Source organism: Psychrobacter sp. JCM 18901 (assembly GCF_000586435.1).
Taxonomy (GTDB): domain Bacteria; phylum Pseudomonadota; class Gammaproteobacteria; order Pseudomonadales; family Moraxellaceae; genus Psychrobacter.
Map to the genome: position 1 here is coordinate 15,773 of NZ_BAWH01000006.1, position 16,652 is coordinate 32,424.

The 16,652-nt window shown below is 43.2% G+C and carries 23 protein-coding genes and 2 pseudogenes; 14 read left to right on the forward strand and 11 right to left on the reverse strand.

Annotated features, from left to right (window positions below; genetic code table 11):
* Positions 1-86: 86 nt before the first annotated feature.
* The 5 genes from TT11_RS06125 to TT11_RS06145 form a co-directional block, all read right to left on the reverse strand.
* Positions 87-1,340, reverse strand: coding sequence for an HmuY family protein (locus TT11_RS06125; RefSeq protein ID WP_261869556.1), 1,254 nt, complete (start codon positions 1,338-1,340; stop codon positions 87-89).
* A gap of 102 nt (positions 1,341-1,442) precedes the next feature.
* A complete protein-coding gene (locus TT11_RS06130) occupies positions 1,443-1,868 on the reverse strand; it encodes a TonB-dependent receptor domain-containing protein (RefSeq protein ID WP_261869557.1) in 426 nt (141 codons plus the stop codon).
* A complete protein-coding gene (locus TT11_RS06135; protein ID WP_261869558.1) occupies positions 1,865-2,713 on the reverse strand; it encodes a TonB-dependent siderophore receptor in 849 nt (282 codons plus the stop codon). Before TT11_RS06135 ends, TT11_RS06130 begins: the two co-directional genes overlap by 4 nt.
* A complete protein-coding gene (locus TT11_RS06140; RefSeq protein ID WP_261869560.1) occupies positions 2,707-2,862 on the reverse strand; it encodes a hypothetical protein in 156 nt (51 codons plus the stop codon). Before TT11_RS06140 ends, TT11_RS06135 begins: the two co-directional genes overlap by 7 nt.
* Complete coding sequence (locus TT11_RS06145) at positions 2,859-3,617, reverse strand: TonB-dependent siderophore receptor (RefSeq protein ID WP_261869561.1); 759 nt, start codon at positions 3,615-3,617, stop codon at positions 2,859-2,861. The genes TT11_RS06140 and TT11_RS06145 overlap by 4 nt, the downstream gene beginning before the upstream one ends.
* Positions 3,618-4,096: 479 nt before the next feature.
* On the opposite strand from TT11_RS06145, the gene TT11_RS06150 reads away from it, so the two are divergent.
* From TT11_RS06150 to TT11_RS06185, 8 genes are all read left to right on the forward strand, one after another.
* On the forward strand, positions 4,097-4,366 hold the full coding sequence (locus TT11_RS06150) for a ChuX/HutX family heme-like substrate-binding protein (RefSeq protein WP_261869563.1): 270 nt from the start codon (positions 4,097-4,099) through the stop codon (positions 4,364-4,366).
* Positions 4,341-4,775 (forward strand): ChuX/HutX family heme-like substrate-binding protein, encoded by a 435-nt coding sequence (locus TT11_RS06155; RefSeq protein WP_261869565.1) that lies wholly within the window; start codon positions 4,341-4,343, stop codon positions 4,773-4,775. Before TT11_RS06150 ends, TT11_RS06155 begins: the two co-directional genes overlap by 26 nt.
* A gap of 25 nt (positions 4,776-4,800) precedes the next feature.
* Entirely contained in the window at positions 4,801-5,232 is a 432-nt protein-coding gene (locus tag TT11_RS06160) for a ChuX/HutX family heme-like substrate-binding protein (protein ID WP_261869567.1), read from the forward strand.
* 210 nt (positions 5,233-5,442) lie between these two features.
* Positions 5,443-5,664 carry a hypothetical protein gene (locus tag TT11_RS06165; RefSeq protein WP_261869568.1) on the forward strand — a complete coding sequence of 74 codons (222 nt, stop codon included), beginning with the start codon at positions 5,443-5,445 and terminating at the stop codon, positions 5,662-5,664.
* Positions 5,642-5,902 carry an ABC transporter substrate-binding protein gene (locus TT11_RS06170; protein ID WP_261869569.1) on the forward strand — a complete coding sequence of 87 codons (261 nt, stop codon included), beginning with the start codon at positions 5,642-5,644 and terminating at the stop codon, positions 5,900-5,902. The genes TT11_RS06165 and TT11_RS06170 overlap by 23 nt, the downstream gene beginning before the upstream one ends.
* Positions 5,886-6,242 (forward strand): ABC transporter substrate-binding protein, encoded by a 357-nt coding sequence (locus TT11_RS06175; RefSeq protein WP_261869571.1) that lies wholly within the window; start codon positions 5,886-5,888, stop codon positions 6,240-6,242. The genes TT11_RS06170 and TT11_RS06175 overlap by 17 nt, the downstream gene beginning before the upstream one ends.
* A 53-nt stretch (positions 6,243-6,295) precedes the next feature.
* Positions 6,296-7,282: an iron ABC transporter permease gene (locus TT11_RS06180; protein WP_261869572.1), complete on the forward strand. Its 987-nt coding sequence runs from the start codon at positions 6,296-6,298 to the stop codon at positions 7,280-7,282.
* Between the two features lie 15 nt (positions 7,283-7,297).
* A complete protein-coding gene (locus tag TT11_RS06185; RefSeq protein WP_261869573.1) occupies positions 7,298-8,140 on the forward strand; it encodes an ABC transporter ATP-binding protein in 843 nt (280 codons plus the stop codon).
* 511 nt (positions 8,141-8,651) lie between these two features.
* On the opposite strand, the pseudogene TT11_RS17100 reads toward TT11_RS06185, so the two are convergent.
* A pseudogene (locus TT11_RS17100) lies at positions 8,652-8,937 on the reverse strand (IS3 family transposase); the annotation flags it as partial.
* 97 nt (positions 8,938-9,034) lie between these two features.
* Between TT11_RS17100 and TT11_RS06190 the strand changes: the two are divergent.
* The 4 genes from TT11_RS06190 to TT11_RS06205 all read left to right on the forward strand — a co-directional run bounded on the left by TT11_RS06190 (position 9,035) and on the right by TT11_RS06205 (position 10,982).
* The gene (locus TT11_RS06190) at positions 9,035-9,259 is read left to right on the forward strand and encodes a helix-turn-helix transcriptional regulator (RefSeq protein WP_261869575.1); all 225 of its coding nucleotides are present in this window, start codon (positions 9,035-9,037) and stop codon (positions 9,257-9,259) included.
* Positions 9,260-9,919: 660 nt separating this feature from the next.
* On the forward strand, positions 9,920-10,228 hold the full coding sequence (locus tag TT11_RS06195) for a DUF4172 domain-containing protein (RefSeq protein ID WP_261869576.1): 309 nt from the start codon (positions 9,920-9,922) through the stop codon (positions 10,226-10,228).
* A gap of 218 nt (positions 10,229-10,446) precedes the next feature.
* Entirely contained in the window at positions 10,447-10,788 is a 342-nt protein-coding gene (locus TT11_RS06200) for a Fic family protein (protein WP_261869578.1), read from the forward strand.
* A gap of 5 nt (positions 10,789-10,793) precedes the next feature.
* Positions 10,794-10,982 carry a cell filamentation protein Fic gene (locus TT11_RS06205; RefSeq protein ID WP_261869579.1) on the forward strand — a complete coding sequence of 63 codons (189 nt, stop codon included), beginning with the start codon at positions 10,794-10,796 and terminating at the stop codon, positions 10,980-10,982.
* A gap of 522 nt (positions 10,983-11,504) precedes the next feature.
* On the opposite strand, the gene TT11_RS06210 is transcribed toward TT11_RS06205, so the two are convergent.
* The 5 genes and pseudogenes from TT11_RS06210 to TT11_RS17115 form a co-directional block, all read right to left on the reverse strand.
* Positions 11,505-11,702 (reverse strand): nitrite reductase (NAD(P)H) small subunit, encoded by a 198-nt coding sequence (locus TT11_RS06210; RefSeq protein ID WP_370587803.1) that lies wholly within the window; start codon positions 11,700-11,702, stop codon positions 11,505-11,507.
* Positions 11,703-11,733: 31 nt separating this feature from the next.
* On the reverse strand, positions 11,734-11,856 hold the full coding sequence (locus tag TT11_RS06215; protein ID WP_261869581.1) for a nitrite reductase (NAD(P)H) small subunit: 123 nt from the start codon (positions 11,854-11,856) through the stop codon (positions 11,734-11,736).
* 110 nt (positions 11,857-11,966) lie between these two features.
* A complete protein-coding gene (locus TT11_RS17105) occupies positions 11,967-12,233 on the reverse strand; it encodes a hypothetical protein (RefSeq protein WP_370587804.1) in 267 nt (88 codons plus the stop codon).
* Entirely contained in the window at positions 12,170-13,417 is a 1,248-nt protein-coding gene (gene nirB / locus TT11_RS17110; protein WP_370587812.1) for a nitrite reductase large subunit NirB, read from the reverse strand. Before nirB ends, TT11_RS17105 begins: the two co-directional genes overlap by 64 nt.
* Before the next feature lie 28 nt (positions 13,418-13,445).
* Positions 13,446-14,533 (reverse strand): annotated as a pseudogene (locus TT11_RS17115) (FAD-dependent oxidoreductase).
* Positions 14,534-15,260: 727 nt separating this feature from the next.
* Here TT11_RS17115 and TT11_RS06225 point away from each other — a divergent pair.
* Together TT11_RS06225 and TT11_RS06230 are read left to right on the forward strand one after the other, a co-directional pair.
* Positions 15,261-15,758 carry an MFS transporter gene (locus TT11_RS06225; RefSeq protein WP_261869583.1) on the forward strand — a complete coding sequence of 166 codons (498 nt, stop codon included), beginning with the start codon at positions 15,261-15,263 and terminating at the stop codon, positions 15,756-15,758.
* Position 15,759: 1 nt separating this feature from the next.
* Positions 15,760-16,644: an MFS transporter gene (locus TT11_RS06230; RefSeq protein WP_261869584.1), complete on the forward strand. Its 885-nt coding sequence runs from the start codon at positions 15,760-15,762 to the stop codon at positions 16,642-16,644.
* Positions 16,645-16,652: the final 8 nt, after the last annotated feature.

Genomic DNA, 16,652 nt, shown 5'->3' on the forward strand with positions numbered 1-16,652 from the left:
CAGTTAAAATGATGTGTTTATTTTCTGAAATAATGCGCTATGTATAAGTTAAACTTAGCTGAGCGAAACTCAAAAGGTAAAAAAAACTAAGGAGCAGGTTGAATGTCTATTTTAAATTCCCATGAGGTCGCAGTCGTCGCTGAGCTATCAGGGTAATTGATTTTATCCAAACGCACGCGGGCATAGCTATTGCCTTCAGCGGATCTAATGAGCGCGCCTTGAGCGCTGTCAACCGCTTTGGCATTTAGTTGATGGGTCATGCCATTGTAGGTATACCAACCAAAATCTAGGTTCGGATAGTTGCCAGTATACGCAGGGTTGAGATCCGAGCCTTTACTGTCAATCACCCAACTTCTGGCACTCAGCGGCTTGTCGTAGTCTGCTGTGCTGGTAAGGTCGGCTAAGGTCGCTGCACTACCATCGGTGATAAATTGACTGACAATAGGCTCGTCTTTTGCATCATAATATCCTGCTGGTGTGGCGGCAAGATAACCGCCAATCTTACCACTGCCCGAATCCCCACCATTTAAAATCACATCATTACGCTTAAAGCCGATCTGCCAAGTGCTGTCTTTGTCCGTGCTGCTTTGGCCTGTTTTTAGGTCAACATATACCCAATCATCATTGCTGGTGGCGTTGAAGGTTTGAGTCTGTACCTGATTTGGTAGCGCTGTATCAATCCAGCGAATGGTTGGGTAGCCAGATTTTCCAGCATCATTATAGTAGTTGGTAATCTGCAAGGCATAGATCGGCTGCTGGACGCTGCTGTCTGTCATGTCGCTACTACTGTCTGTGGTGACCATATAGACGCGATTGTTCGGGTAGAGCTGATGATTGCCTTGTAAGTTGTACTCAAACCAAGGCTGCGCATCAAAAATACCGCCACTATGGTCTTCATTGTAGTGCATGGTAATATCACGACTGGTATCAGGATCTTGAGTTGCATTGCTATAACGGCTCAAATCTGACCAATCGATTAAACCAAAAACGCCGCCTTTGCCAGTGCCAGAATCACCGCTATTTGACCAAAGCTTGACCGAACGCGCTTGATTATCAAACTTGATATCCCATTTATCTTCAGCACACGAGCTTTCAGCTTTGGTATCAAAGTCATAACAGGTCGCAGTATTAGGCGCTAGATTGGTGACTTGCCAAGTAGCCGTTTCGCTAAAGCTGGCACTGCTCACAGGCGGGGTAGTGCCGCCATTACCGTTACTGTCACTACTGGTGCCATCACCGCCACCACCGCAGCCAGTCATGCTGAGTGCTAAAATACTGCCACTAAACAGTAATGCCAATTTGGTCGGCTTGGTGTGAATTGCTGGGGAAATGGGGGTCATATCAGCTTCCTTGAAGGTTGTGGTTTCAGATAGAAGGTACAAAATAAGGGTAAAAATAGCGGTACAAATACACTTGCTTTAGAATGATTGTGAATCAAAGGCTTACCAATGGTAGCTGGCGCCAAGTAACCACTCGCGATTATCAATGGGACGGTAGTCACTGGTATCGGTGACATCACGCTGCACATCAAAGATATTATTAATCGCTGCATACAAGCTCAAGTTTGCAGTGGCGTCATAATTGAGCTTGCTATCGAGTGTCCACCAAGAGGGTGAATACGCTTGCTCGCTGGTACTAATCAGCTGTTTGGATTCATAATTGAGGCGCGGGATCAGCTGTAATTTGTCATTGATTTGATAATCTAGTGCCAGCATCGCTTTGTGATTGGGCTTATAGGTCAGCTCGGTATCGGTGACATTGTTATGCGTCTTGAGGTAAGCGTAGCTGGCTTGTAGTTTGGCGCGCTCGTCCACTTGCCAGTCAAGGCCAATATCGCCGCCATAGGTTTTGGCACTATCGACGTTCATATATTTATAAATGGCGATATTGCTTCAAAGCTCGCATTGTCTTCATCGGTCTGAATCAGATCATCTATCTCGTTATAAAAACCATTGACCGTCAAATTCATGGTGTCGCTCAGTTGACCTTGATAGCCGATCTGGTAACTGGTTGAGGTTTCAGGCTGCAAGTCAGGATTGCCCATGACTTTATAACCCAAATTGCTATGGTCAAAGACGTAGTAGCGTTCTTTCAGGTTGGGCACGCGATAACCACCGCCAATACTGCTACGAAAGACATGGTCACGACCGCTGGCATCCAAATGGTTGTATTTGAGTGATACTTTTGGCGCCGTATGACCACCAAAGTCTTCATCGTTTTGATAGCGAATACCACTCAACACTTCCCAGTTATCGCCGATCAGCCAATCATCTTGTAGATACAGCTCACCGACATCACGGCTGACGTCATCGCTGATAAGCTCGCTGACTTGGTTTTTCGTTTGGCTCAACTTGTCTTGCTGAACCTGACCGCCGACTTGGATAAGATGAAGGTGCTTATCGGATAGCAATAGCTCAGGTAAGTCGAGCTGGGCTTGCGCCAACGTCGTACTAATCTCTGTATCACGGGCACTAGTGATGGCTTGCTGTGTTTTAGTATTGGATTCGCTTTGATATTCCTCATGCAGCGCTTGAGCGGACAATCGATAAGTCTTGCTGCGATCATCGACATGCGGCGCGATATCAGCGCGTGCACCGATACTAAAGCGCTGCTTGCTGATGTGCTCATCTCTTTGCTGTGCCAAATAGCGCGGCGCGACATAGTAATTGAAACGGCTAACATCGTCTTCTTTATAGTGGCTGGCCTCTAGCAATATTGAGCGTTTTTGACCATTCGGCTATCGTTATCACTATTGTTGTTTGATATGCCTTTACCATCCGGGCGGTAGCTAAATCGGGCACTGATTTGTGACTGCTCGCTGGCGTCTTTTAATCTCGGCCATGCTTCATGATCTAAGCTCAAGCATCATTATCCAGATACGAGCCTGATAAACGCGCATGAAAACGCTGGTTTTTATCTAAAGCGCCTTCTACGCTGGCTTCTACATAGCGTTTGTTAGCATCTAACTTTTTACCAGATGGATTTTGCCGACCATTGCTGGCAATCTCGGTGGTGATATGTCCTGTTGCCGCGCCAATGGGTTTAGTGATGATATTGATAACGCCGCCCATCGCCGCGCTACCAAACTGCGCTGACGCCGCTCCTTGCACCACTTCTATTTGCTCAATATCCATATTCATATATTGATTCAAATTTACTGTCGAGCCAGTGCTGGCTGTGATCGGTAAACCGTCAATCAACACCAATACTTGATCACCGGTAAAGCCTTGCATACTAACTTCGTAACCTGTTTTACCATGGACTTCGCGTAAGTAAACATTGGGCAACAAGGCTAGCGCTTCTTTTAAAGTATGAGCATGGTTGTCATCTAGCTGCTGGCGGCTGAGTACTTGCAGGGCAACTGGCGCATCGCTCAATGCACGCTCAGAGCGTGTGGCCGTTACCACGATAGGATCTAAACGTGTGCTCGGCATGGCTGCATCGTCGGGCATATCACCATTCGTCTCTGCGAGAAGCGGCGCTGCTTGGGCTGAAACTGACGTGAATGCAAACAATGCTAATGCCACACTTATGGCTAGTGGGCTACGACGCAGCGGTGAAGGATGGGTGTTTAGTCCCGTATGAGTCAACGATAAATTAAACGCTAAAATTGACATAAATAAAACAGCCATCGTAAAAAGAGAGAGTAAGAAAGTCGTGTTACTTAAACACCTTTTGCTACAAAAAGAGTGATCTAAAGCGACCGTTTCATAGTATTAATTATTAAAGGTTTGGTTACTTGATTCACTAGATTAAGCAACAAAGCCCAGACATAGTATTTCAAAAGATAATAATTATCAAGATGTAAATGATAATTATTATTATTTACAAAGTGAAAAAAAATGTTGCCATAATGATCTCGCCCGAAGCCTAGAGACAAAATTATAAATGATGAATTGGAAGCGATAATTGCTAAAGGTTTGCTTGATAAATACACCCTTGCTGCATCATTGCAAGAACTGTAGTACAGCAGGCATTGGTCTTATCAAACATCAATCATCATCGTCGCTGCTATTTTCTAAAGATATTCATATCTCAATACTACATAGCCAAGATCATTGGCTTTTTTACTGCTATTTATTTTATGGAGACCATCATGAGTCAACCGTTATCGTTAACCAAAAAAAATACTGAGCTGTGGCAACAGTACCAAGCATTAAAAGCAAAAACACCGATGTTATTTCCCACAGAAGGAGCGGCTGCGCTAGGCATCAGCGAGTTTGAACTGATGTTAGCTTCGCCTTATAGTCAGTATATAGGTGATCAGTGCAAAGCTGTATTAAAGCAATTTGAGAAATTTGGTGACATGGAAAGTATTGTCAGAAACGAGCTGGCCGTGCATGAAAAAAACCGCGCCATATCATAATCTTAAGCTTGGCGAAAAGATGGGATTAGCACTCAATGTGGGTGGTCTAGATTTGCGATTCTTTATGTGGCAATGGCAGCATATGCTGGCGGTAACGGATACCAGCCGCGCCGATAAGCCATCTTATAGTATTCAGTTTTATAACGCCCAAGGTGCTGCTATCGACAAAGTGTATCTACGAGAGTTGAGTGATGAGAATATCAGCCGTTGGCAAGCGATGATTCAGGAGCAGCAGCAAACGGTCAGTAATGATACGCTGACGTTAGAAGCACAAGAGCCGCTAAATGACTGGCGTTACAAGGCGCTGAGCGAGGCGGGGCGTGCGCAGCTACAACAAGGCTGGCAGGCAATGACAGACGTGCATCAATTTCACTCATTATTAAAAAAATCTCGATATCGATCGTGCTAGTAGCTACCGTCAAGCACCAGAGCAGATGACGCAGCAGCTTGATATTAGCGCGGTCGAAGCGGTATTTGAGCAAGCGCGTGATGCCAAATGCCCGATTATGATATTTGTCGGTAATAGTGGTCTGGTGCAGATTCAGACTGGCACGGTGCAGACACTCAAGCGTATGGGTGATTGGTTTAATATTTTAGATAAAGACCATAATGACTTTACGCTGCATTTAAAAGACAAGGCATTGGCGCAACTGTGGAGCGTTAAGCGCCCAACCAAAGACGGTATCGTGACTTGTATCGAAGGTTTTGATGGTCACGGCGTCAGTATTTTTAGCGTGTTCGGTCAGAGAATTGAAGGCACGCCTGAGCTTGAAGCATGGCAGCAAATTGTCTCGACGATCATCGAAACGCATTCGTATGCAGAATCCTTAGCAGCAGTTGCAATGGCTGAAGCAGAGAGCGTGTAAACCCGTCATAAAAAAAATCAGCAAATTTTGCGATATTGACACTCACATAACGGATAAGTCATAGCTGTTGTGTGAGTTATTTGGGATGCTTAATACACGTTAATGGTTCTGTTAATAGTGTCATTTTTTAGGTTAGCAAATTAGGAATGCTTATGTCTTCTGAATTATCAAAAACAGTAATCACTCACTCAGTGATAAATAAAAAAATTGATGAGTCGTGCTATCAGCACTGCGGCTATTATTGGCGCATTTGCCGTGCCCTCACTTTCTGCCCAAGCTTATGAGCGTATTGTCGCGATGAGTCCCGATGTTGCAGACGTCGTGGTGGCACTAGGAGCGACCAATAAGTTGGTTGGTAAAGATGCGACCAACACCAATCCCGCCTTAAAAAAATGTGCCAGCGGTTGGTATGCACCGCAACATCACTGCTGAATCTGTGTTGGCGGTTAAGCCTGATTTAGTGTTGGGTAGCTATATGGTGCAGCCCGCTAGCGTCTATCAGCGCTTGACCGGTTTAAAGGTCAAAGCCGTGAATGTCGCGCCTAAAGAAGAAGTAAATACCTTTGCTAGCAGTATTAAAACCATCGGCAGTTACGTTGATAAAAAAGCTGAAGGATCGCAGCTTGCGAAGCGTTGGAATGCAGGAATGAGCAATGGCAAAGACGGGTAAGCGTTATTTATTAAGTTACGATGGTCGTATCGTTGCAGGTAAGGGCACGGTAGGCGATGAGTTGATTCGGCGTGCTGGTGGAATCAATGCGGCAAACGTATCGGGGTTAAAACCTATGTCACGCGAAGGCTGGCTGGCTGCTAAGCCTGATGTCATTATCATTGCTGATCATAATCAGGCAGTGGTTGGCGGTGTCAGTCAATTTAGTAAACGTCCTGAGGTTGCGGCAAGTGCGGCTGGTAAAAATGCTGGCGTCCACTTTTGGCCAGCAGATGACTTTTTACGTTATGGTCTGAATTCACCGCAAGTCTTAAAAAAGCTGAACGCTGTAGCAAAATAGCTTAAGCAATATATAGCATAATCTCTTTTATATTCAATAAAACGATATCTCACATGGCAAATACGATTTCCGCTTCTATCCCTATACAAACTGGAAAATACAGACATAGCATCTATTATGTTGCCGCTACTGTCGCATCTGTGCTGCTAATTTGGTTGGCGCTTGGTATTGGCTTTGGCGAATGGTCAAGCCCTAGCCATCTTGACGATACTATCTGGCAGCTACGCTATCCGCGCGTAGTGACGGCATTGTTGGTTGGCTTGGCGTTGTCAGTTAGTGGTGCAGCATTACAGGCTTTATTTGAAAATCCTTTAGCGGATCCAAGTTTAATCGGTACATCAGGTGGCGCAGCGCTTGGTGTTGTTTTGGTTCTGGCATTGGGATTTGGTGGCATTGGGATACCGCTTGCAGCGTTTACTGGAAGCGTATTGGTGTGCTTGTTTATTCTCGCTTGTCATCGGTTTTTGGGTGGTGGGCAGATGGGCTTGCTGATATTGGGATTTGTCATCAGCGCTTTTTGTGCGGCGGTGGTCAGCCTGATTTTATTTATGTCTGATGACATGGTGCTGCGCTCCGCTACCAATTGGCTGTCAGGTAGTATGGCGGAAGCGGGCTTTGTGCCGCTGCGTTATTCGATTGCCTCTATGTTATTGGGGTTAGCAATTTTATTACCATTAGGTCGCCAGTTGGATGGGCTGATGCTTGGTGAAGCCGCTGCTAAATCCTTGGGTATCAAAGTGGGTGTGGTTCGTTGTTTGGTCGTGATTGCCTCGGCATTATTAACAGGGGCAGCGGTGTCTTTAGCAGGCGTCATTGGTTTTATTGGCATGATGGTGCCCAACCTATTGGCTATTCTGTTTGGCGGCGGGCGGATGCGTCTCATGATTTGGTCTGGCTGGCTTGGGGCGATATTATTACTGATCATTGATGGCGCGGCGCGGCATGTTGCTTATCCAGTGGATGTGCCCGTTGGCATCGTTTTAGCGTTGCTTGGCGGTCCATTCTTTATTTGGCTGTTTGTGCGTAGTAGCCGCCGTTAATCAAAGAGAGTGTTTATGTTTCATTCATTTTTTACGGCTACATCAAAGACATCGCTAGCGAATCAAGATAGTCGTATAAATAGTAGTAATGCAGGCGAGCTGTTGTCGATGCAAGATATTCATATCTCGCACGGCCATAAAACATTGTTAAAGATAGACAAGCTAACCGTGCCAAGTCAAAAGCTGGTCGCCTTTATCGGACCAAATGGCGCGGGTAAAAGCACGTTACTGCACACGGTTTTGGGTCAACACACAGGAACCGCGCTCAAAACGGATGGTCAGATTACGATTTACGGTCAGCCTATCAACGAGGTCATGAATAATGGTCATATCGCTTGGGTTGGACAACATGAGCGTTTTGAGCTGCCACTAACGGTATTGGATTATGTGCTATTAGGCGTTTCACCAAATCTTGCATGGTATCAGCGCCCAAATAGCCATCATGTTGAGCGCGCGCAACATTTACTACAGGATTTTGAGTTATCAAGTTTGGTTAGTGCTCGCGTGCAAACCTTATCAGGCGGTGAAAAACAGCGCTTGGCTATCGTGCGTGCGCTAATGCAAGACACTAAAATCATGATGTTTGATGAACCGACCAATCACCTCGATATTCGCCATCAGCGTTTTTTACTACATTATTTGCATAATTTGGTGCGACAGCAACGCAAAAGTATCTTGGTTGTGTTGCATGATTTGACCCATGCGCATCGCTATACTGATGAAGTGGTGCTATTAAGCGGTGGACAAGTTGTTGCACAAGGAACGCCTAGTGAGGTGATGACACGTCCACAATTAAGCGATGTTTATGATGTCGATATTAAGGTGCATCAGACTGAAGATGGCTTGGTGTTTGTGTAAACTCTCCAGTAAAACTATTCTTTTGTTTTTTATGAGAGTTCAAGAGACTGTTTTAACCTAAGAAGAGGAAGGTTTAAAACTCAAGTATTTATACTATACGATTAATCACGTGTAGGACTTTTTTCTATTAAAATGAAAGCAGTTTTGACCCCTGCCGCTAATCTCGTAGAAATTAACTTGGGATATTTTAATCAGACAACTTAATTGAGATATACGTCTGATATTCGTATCAGTCGAAAAGACTAATGTCTTTACCTATCTAGAATTATTTAGCAAAACGCAGGATGGTGCTTTATTATTTTTAACGATTCTACACTCTAACTAAATCAATACCTTATCATTTTTCTAAGATTATTCCTCGCTCACAGTAGCTCACGCTGATTGCGGCAGGTTTGTTGATGACTGATATTACGTTTCGTCTAGTTGTATTAGCTAGAGGATGCAATATTTAGTTGTTCAAAAACTGTTGATTGGCTTCAATATAGGCTCACTTCACAAGCTGTGTTTAGTAAAGTATGCGGTGGACTTTTTTTAGCATATCTCTTTCCTCTTCAGCTATTTTAAGTTGTCGCTTGAGCTGCCTCATTTACTGAAGCGCCGCCATAAGCTCAGAATCATATTGTTCTGTTCCCTCAAGTTTGCCTTGGTTGGTTTTCTTGTGCCAGTTAGATAAGGTCTGCATGGCGATACAAAGCTGCTTTGCGGTAGCTGAGATATTGCCATTCGTTATAGTACCCTACCTTATGAAAGGCTTTAGCTTTGAAGGTTGCCCTGTCAGTTCTGATTTTTTTAGTCATGGCAAGCAAGCTCCTCATCGAGTCATTAGTTTACCAAGTTTATCTCTACGGTTTCTTCAGCATAGCTCACTTTTTTTAGTCTATTAAGGAACTATTAATGATTTTATGTAATTTACCAGTGCTACTAGCTGAACGACGTATGAAGGTGGCAGATTTAATAAGAATGACAGGAATTAGCAAGTCGACAGTGCACAAGATCTATAACGAACAGACTTCAAGAATAGATTTTGACACTATGGATAAAATTTGTGAGGCACTAGATATTGAAGTAGGTGATTTATTTACTTATGTACCTAACGACTTGCTAGATAAAGAGAAGTAAATAAATATTGAGAGTGTTTTAGATAATTTAGGGTAGAGGTCGAAAATGCTACTCTGAAAGAAAGGCAAAATAGAGAGCAGGCGCAACTTAGGCACAATTTAGGCACACACATTTTTTGATGACGTTTGCGGAAAGTGAGAAAAGAGGAAATTTGCATCGACGTATAGTTTCCTTTTTCTCTACAGCCCATATTTCACGGACAAAAAAAGCCCCAATCTCACGATTGGGGCTTTCTAAATATTTGGTAGGCATAAGCAGACTCGAACTGCTGACCTCTACCATGTCAAGGTAGGTCAACGAACGTGTAAAAAATGATATTATCTTACATACACTGATATTCGTAGCCTGTATATATTATACAATTTAATAATCACAATGTAAATTGTAATAGAATAAAATTTAACTCGTAATTGGGCACTGTATTTTTATAGTATTTTTACCTCTACTCAAGCTCTTACCAGAATAAAAGAATATGTGTGTTCGTTGAGAATCTATTCTTATTACGTCTACTATTGTCGCTTTTGAACTTATACATATTGTTTCTATTGCTTATTCTCTGCATGATATAAGGAGATTAATGTTCTAATCTCTGCATATCTCTGGGGAACATAAGAAGCGTATTACTTATATTGATTAGCATTCAAATTGAACTGAATGGCAATGGTCGGACAAAAGCTATCGTTGCCATTTATCAGTCGTGTGCGGATATTACAAAGAAGTTTACTAGGAAAGCTGTCAACACTAGGATTCGATCTGAAAGTTGAGGCACAGTTAGATGCGGTGACCCTAGAGATTATTAAAAATTCTGAGATAGAAGGTGAAACGCTAAATGGTGAACAAATGCGCTCCTTAGTTGCGGGGTATTTAGGGTTAGATAGTGCCAGCATGCCAACCACTACTCGTGAAATTGATGCGGTGGTAGAGATGATGCTAAGTGCCACCTATCATTATCAACAGCCACTATTGTGAGATGATTTACTTGGTTGGCATCGAGGATTATTTCCAGATGGATATAGTGGGCTATATCGTATTAGTATCCATGATGATAGTAAAGGACAAATGAAAGTAGTGTCTGGTGGGTATGGTCGAGAGCGGGTTCATTTTGTTGCCCCGAGTACGGATAGGTTGCCAGATGAGTTAAGCAAATTTTTATTGTGGTTTAATCTTCGTCAAATGAGCAAGACGATATGGATTTGGTCGTAAAAGCAGGTATTGCTCATTTATGGTTTGTGACTTTACACTCATTCGATGATGGAAATGGACGACTAACACGAGCACTCACAGAACGAATGCTGGCAAAAAGCGATAACAGTACCCAGCTCTTTTATAGTATTTCAGCGCAAATTCTTAAACAGCGTAATGACTATTACCAAATACTAGAACGTACACAAAAAGGTGATAAAGATATCACGGATTGGTTGGTGTGGTTTTTACAAACGTTAGAGCAGTCACTTGCTGCGGCTCAAGAAACCACAGATAAAATTATCAGTAAATCAGCCTTTGGCAGACGCATCGACAGCACGCTCTGAATGATATGCAAGTAGAAATGCTAAATATTTTACTGACTGATTTTTATGGCAAGCTTACCACTAAGAAATGGGCGACTATGACCAAGTGCTCTATAGACACTGCACTACGAGATATTAATGATTTGATAGAGAAGGGTATGATGCAAAAATCTGTAGCATCAGGGCGTAGTACGAGTTATGAGTTGGTTTTATGATAAAAATAGTATTTTTTAATTCCGCTATGACAGCAAGAAAGTATTCGAACAAACTGCAAGAGAGACAACCCATTCAGTGACATAATATGAGTGGTTCCATTATGAAGATCTAAAATATTCGATACGATAAGGAAGTCTTAACTTTATAAGAGGGTTGCATTTAGAAGGTCTTCTTTGTATGTACAAGGGATCAACATAGAGTCCAAGCTGATTGTTCAAGAGGATAAAAGCGCTTAGACTTTGCTATACATCTACTATGCAGTTATTGATTGTAGAAAATAAAGTAAGATGCCTTATTCCTGTGTGATAAATGTGCATTGTCATTTTAGTGTTGATTTATAAATAATCACAAATAGCTTTTCTAATCTTGTTTAATATCGATAACTTACTAGCAGACATCAATCTCATTAATTTATTAGGGGATGACAAAAGGTTTGATGAAGAATAAAACGGCCTTCGACTCTTAAAGTCAAAGGCTGCTTCAATAGTCTAGAAGGTAGTATGTACTAGACACACAAGTACCTAGTTATATTTTACGATGACATCGCTACCCTCAAGCTCGACTTTATACGTGTCAAGTATAATGCTTTTGTCATCTAAACATTGACCTGTGACAAGATTAAAGCGTTGCTTATAAATAGGTGAGGCGACATATAGTACATTTTCATCAGAGCCATCCTCGTTAGTAATAGTGGTGCCGCCAATCAGACCTCTAGACAAGACGTTGGCTTGACTGAACGGGTCATAATTATCAAGCGCAAATAATTGTGTTTGCTTGGTGCAAAAAAATAGCCACTTGTTTGCCGTTTACGAGCGCACAGACACCTGTCTCGGGAATAATATCATTGATTTTGCACACAGTGAGCTGAGTCATCAGAAGATCCTTAATAGTAAAATATAAATGAGACCAACAACAAAAAATGCTTTTTAGCGTCTAATATCAATAGACGCTGACACGTTAAGATTACGCCAATTCGGTCACTTTTATTTGCGTTTTTTTTCAGTGTCAGTTGCAGGACGGATCTGCTCGCGCTCAGTGACGAATACCACATTATCATCGCCTTGCTCACTATTAACAAAATGACGGAAACGTTTGAGTTTTTCGCTATCAGTAATGGTGGCTTTCCATTCACAAACATAGTTGTCGATGAGTAATTGCATCTGCGACTCTAGCTCCTCAGCGATACCTAAACTGTCCTCAATAATGACTGCCTGTAGATACTCAAGTCCACCTTCAAGCTCTCGCGCCATTTGGATGTACGCTGAAGCTTATCTGCGGTCTTGATATAAAACATGATAATACGGTCAATATATTTGACAACCGTATCCGTATCGAGATCCGTTGCGAATAGCTCGCCATGACGTGGGGTCATGCCACCATTACCGCAGACAAAGAGATTCCAGCCGTTTTCAGTGGCAATAATCCCAAAATCTTTGCTTTGCGCTTCAGCGCACTCACGGGTACATCCAGATACGCCCATTTTTATTTTGTGTGGTGAGCGCACGCCTTTGTAGCGGTCTTCTAGTCTGAGGGCTAAGCCCACGCTGTCATCGACACCGTAGCGACACCAGTTGTTACCCACACAAGATTTCACTGTACGCAGAGATTTACCATAAGCATGCCCTGTTTCAAACCCAGCATCTACCAGTTGGGTCCAGATATCGGGCAGTTGGTCTAAACGTGCGCCAAATAAGTCGACGCGCTGACCGCCAGTGATTTTGGTATACAGATTGAACTCTTTGGCGACTTGTCCGAGGATGATGAGTTTATCTGCAGTGATTTCACCGCCAGGTACGCGCGGCACGACCGAATAAGTGCCATCTTTTTGAATATTGCCTAGATAGTAATCGTTGCTGTCCTGCAGTGGCGTGAGTTCGGGCTTGAGTACATAATCATTCCAGCAAGACGCCAAAATAGAGGCGACAGTTGGTTTGCAAATTTCGCAGCCATGACCACTACCGTGCTCATCTAATAGCGCATCAAATGTCTTAATGCCTTGTACTCGAATCAAGCTATACAACTCCTGACGTGAGTAAGCAAAATGCTCACACAGATCATTATTGACTTCAAAACCAAGCGCGGTTAGCTGATAGCCTAATGTGTCTTTTACCATAGGTGCGCAGCCGCCACAGCCGGTACCAGCACTGGTACATGATTTCACCTCTGCCATGGTATAAGCACCTTCTTCAACGGCGGCACAAATAGCACCTTTGGTGACGTTATAACAAGAGCAAATCGTGGCGCTATCGGGCAGGTTCTCGATACCCATGGTGGGTTTTTCTACGTTGGGTAGGATCAGGCTTTCAGGATGGGCAGGCAGGTCAATATCGTTTAGAAATAGCTGCAAGAGATTGTTGTAGTCCTCAGTGTCGCCTACCAGTACAGCGCCCAGTAGCCGTTTATTGTCTGCTGTGGTTACCAGTTTTTTATAGATACCTCAGCAGGGTTTTGGTATAAGTAGCTCAAGCTGTTTTCTGTTGTGCCATGGCGTCACCGATACTACCCACATCGACGCCCATTAATTTGAGCTTGGTGCTCATATCAGCGCCTGTAAAGGTCTGAGCGTGATCGCCTGCGATTTGAGCGGCGCAAATACTGGCCATGCTATAGCCTGGCGCGACCAGGCCAAAAACGGTGTTGTCCCATACGGCGCATTCTCCAATGGCATATACATGCGGCGCATTGGTACGACAGGCTTCATCAATCAGAATACCGCCACGGGTGCCGATTTCGATACCGCATTCAGGGTTGCTTTTGATAATGCCATCTTGCGGACGAATACCCGCACTAAAGACGATCATGTCAGTATCCAACGACGTATCATCAGCGAACTGCATGGTTAGATGACATGATGCTTCATCCGACAGTGTATTGTCGATAATGGCCTTAGTATTCTTACCTGTTAGTACTTTGACACCAAGGGCTTCAATTTTACGTTTTAAAATATCACCGCCAGCAGCATCGAGCTGTACGCCCATCAGCTGAGGCGCAAACTCGACCACGTAAGTCTCTAATCCTAGTGTGACTAGGGCTTTGGCGGCTTCAAGACCCAGCAGACCACCACCGACCACGACACCTTTTTTTTGACTTTTGGCTGCTCAGCAGTACTGAGAATATCATCCAAATCTTTAATCGTACGATAGACATGACAGTGCGGATGCTCGCGCCCTGGAATCGGCGGCACAAACGGATAGGAGCCTGTTGCTAGTACCAATTCAGCATAGTCTATCTGGGTACCGTCTTCCGTGCTGATACATTGATTGGCGGCATCGATGTTTGTGATTCGCTGATTAAGATGCAACTGAATCTGAGCATCCTCATACCTGCTCAAGTCCACTAAGTTTAGTTTACTCACATCTCTATGTTCAAAATAGCTCGATAGATACACCCGGTCATAAGCTGGGCGATCCTCTTCAGCAAATACGTGAATCTCAAACTGATCGTGTAAGCCTTTCTCTATGGCTCGCTCGATAAAGTGATGTCCCACCATACCGTTACCAATCACCACTAATTTAGCTTTATTCATCGTACTTACTATAGTGCTACTCATATGCCTATCCTCAGTAATGGGTTTGCTTAAATACTTTCATATAATGTCCCATCCAAAAGTCGCAAGTTAATTTTTAGATGATTCAGTGATAGATAGTCGTTAATACTTATATGGCTATAACTATTAAGCCCTCAATAATCGTGCCAAACACAATTAATGACATTCAATTATCGAACCCTTATATAGTTAAAAAAATATGTAGCCTCACCAGTTTATAAGGTCATGCCAGTACTTTTGGTGATGCTATTTTCTGTTGTAAGTAGTTGCTTAATATAATCTTTTTAACAATTGTCATTTATATCCTATGCACCAAAATAGTTACAAAAATGCACCAAATTGGTTTTGATTGTTACTTTAAAGGTGCATCGCTTACTTTACTTAACCGAGAGGTAACTTGGTTTTATCTAAGCAATATTATTTAATTGGGATGCCTTTAGAGCCATCTGGTACAAAGCGTAGCCCTATAAAAAAAGATAACGTTTCATATCTATATCAATTTTATATTTGTAGCTGGCACATCCATTGCACTCTCTTAATGGTCGCAACTGATAAGTTTTTGACTCATAACGTGTTTTTATAACTTTAATGTTAGCCATTTGAGGAAATCGTCTATGCCTTCATCGAAACCTGATGTGCCAAATAAAAACAAGCTGAATATCTTTTCTTTTAGCGGTAAAAACAAAATTCTCCATCTTGGGTGGATGGCGTTTTTTTTCACCTTTTTTTTGTGTGGTTTAACCATGCACCATTCTTATCTGCGATAGGGGAGAGCTTGAACCTCACCAAAGACCAGGTAAAAACCTTATTGATATTAAATGTTGCCTTGACTATTCCAGCCCGAGTCATCATCGGTATGTTGACCGATCGCTTTGGTCCGCGACTTGTTTACACTGCAATTTTAGCCATTGGCGCAATTCCTTGTTTCACCTTCGCTTTTGCGCAAGATTACAACACGTTAGCGCTATCACGCTTTTTATTAGGTTTCGTTGGTGCAGGGTTTGTGGTTGGTATTCGTCTCATGAGTGACTGGTTCCCTGCTAATGAGCTGGGTACAGCTGAAGGTATCTATGGGGGCTGGGGAAATTTCGGCTCTGCCGCCGCGGCACTGCTACTACCGACAGTCGCTATTGCGGCCGCTGCCATCTTTGGCGGTGAGGAAGGTTGGCGTTATGCAACGGCTACCTCAGGGGTGGTTATGATGCTCTATAGTGTGATTTTTTTATAAGATGGTACGTGATACCCCTAAGGGTGCTACGTATTTCAAACCTAAAAAATCGGGTGCCATGATGGTGACTTCATCAGGTGACTTCTGGCTCATGATGGTATTTAAACTGCCAATGTATTTGGCATTGGCCTTATTGGCGTGGAAATTATCACCAGCTGGTGTGAGTTTGCTGAGTCAGGCAAGTGTCAACATCGTCTATATTGCGTTGGTGGTGTTATACGTTTATGAATTTATCAGTAGTTATCGTTTTAATAAGGAAGTATTTACCACGCCTGTGCCAAAAGCGCACCGATATGACTTTAAGCAAGTCGGTATTTTGAATATTTTATACTTTGCGACTTTTGGCTCAGAGTTGGCTGTGGTCTCTATGCTGCCACTCTTCTATCAAGAAACCTTTAACTTATCGATTGTCATGGCAGGTGTCTTGGCATCAAGCTACGCCTTTATGAATCTGATGTCACGTCCAGGCGGCGGCTGGTTGAGTGATAAATTCGGCCGCAAAATCACGCTGTTGATTCTTACCGCAGGTTTGGCTGTTGGTTATCTGTTGATGGGTGTCGTTGACTCTTCATGGCCGATCGCACTTGCGCTGTTGATTACCATGTTCTGCTCTTTCTTTGTACAGGCGGGTGAGGGAGCAGTGTTTGCTGTGATTCCTTTGATTAAACGTAGTATGACAGGTCAGTTTGCAGGAATGACGGGTGCTTACGGTAACGTCGGGTCAGTGGTCTATCTAACTGTACTGAGTCTGGTATCGTATCAGGCATTCTTCTTTGTGATTGCCGCAACAGCAGTGATTGGCTTCTTGGCGCTGTTTTTATTAAAAGAGCTGAAGGCGTTATTATTGAAGAGATGCCAGATGGCAGCTTTGCTCAAATACAAGTGAGCTAAATT

Bases quoted from the DNA above. Each gene is read 5' to 3' on its own strand.
- TT11_RS06125 (WP_261869556.1), bottom strand. From the start codon at position 1,340: ATGACCCCCATTTCCCCAGCAATTCACACCAAGCCGACCAAATTGGCA.
- TT11_RS06130 (WP_261869557.1), bottom strand. From the start codon at position 1,868: ATGAACGTCGATAGTGCCAAAACCTATGGCGGCGATATTGGCCTTGAC.
- TT11_RS06145 (WP_261869561.1), bottom strand. From the start codon at position 3,617: ATGTCAATTTTAGCGTTTAATTTATCGTTGACTCATACGGGACTAAAC.
- TT11_RS06150 (WP_261869563.1), top strand. From the start codon at position 4,097: ATGAGTCAACCGTTATCGTTAACCAAAAAAAATACTGAGCTGTGGCAA.
- TT11_RS06155 (WP_261869565.1), top strand. From the start codon at position 4,341: ATGAAAAAAACCGCGCCATATCATAATCTTAAGCTTGGCGAAAAGATG.
- TT11_RS06160 (WP_261869567.1), top strand. From the start codon at position 4,801: ATGACGCAGCAGCTTGATATTAGCGCGGTCGAAGCGGTATTTGAGCAA.
- TT11_RS06165 (WP_261869568.1), top strand. From the start codon at position 5,443: ATGAGTCGTGCTATCAGCACTGCGGCTATTATTGGCGCATTTGCCGTG.
- TT11_RS06170 (WP_261869569.1), top strand. From the start codon at position 5,642: ATGCACCGCAACATCACTGCTGAATCTGTGTTGGCGGTTAAGCCTGAT.
- TT11_RS06175 (WP_261869571.1), top strand. From the start codon at position 5,886: ATGGCAAAGACGGGTAAGCGTTATTTATTAAGTTACGATGGTCGTATC.
- TT11_RS06180 (WP_261869572.1), top strand. From the start codon at position 6,296: ATGGCAAATACGATTTCCGCTTCTATCCCTATACAAACTGGAAAATAC.
- TT11_RS06185 (WP_261869573.1), top strand. From the start codon at position 7,298: ATGTTTCATTCATTTTTTACGGCTACATCAAAGACATCGCTAGCGAAT.
- TT11_RS06190 (WP_261869575.1), top strand. From the start codon at position 9,035: ATGATTTTATGTAATTTACCAGTGCTACTAGCTGAACGACGTATGAAG.
- TT11_RS06195 (WP_261869576.1), top strand. From the start codon at position 9,920: ATGGTCGGACAAAAGCTATCGTTGCCATTTATCAGTCGTGTGCGGATA.
- TT11_RS06200 (WP_261869578.1), top strand. From the start codon at position 10,447: ATGGATTTGGTCGTAAAAGCAGGTATTGCTCATTTATGGTTTGTGACT.
- TT11_RS06205 (WP_261869579.1), top strand. From the start codon at position 10,794: ATGCAAGTAGAAATGCTAAATATTTTACTGACTGATTTTTATGGCAAG.
- TT11_RS06215 (WP_261869581.1), bottom strand. From the start codon at position 11,856: ATGACTCAGCTCACTGTGTGCAAAATCAATGATATTATTCCCGAGACA.
- TT11_RS17105 (WP_370587804.1), bottom strand. From the start codon at position 12,233: ATGGCGCGAGAGCTTGAAGGTGGACTTGAGTATCTACAGGCAGTCATT.
- TT11_RS06230 (WP_261869584.1), top strand. From the start codon at position 15,760: ATGGTACGTGATACCCCTAAGGGTGCTACGTATTTCAAACCTAAAAAA.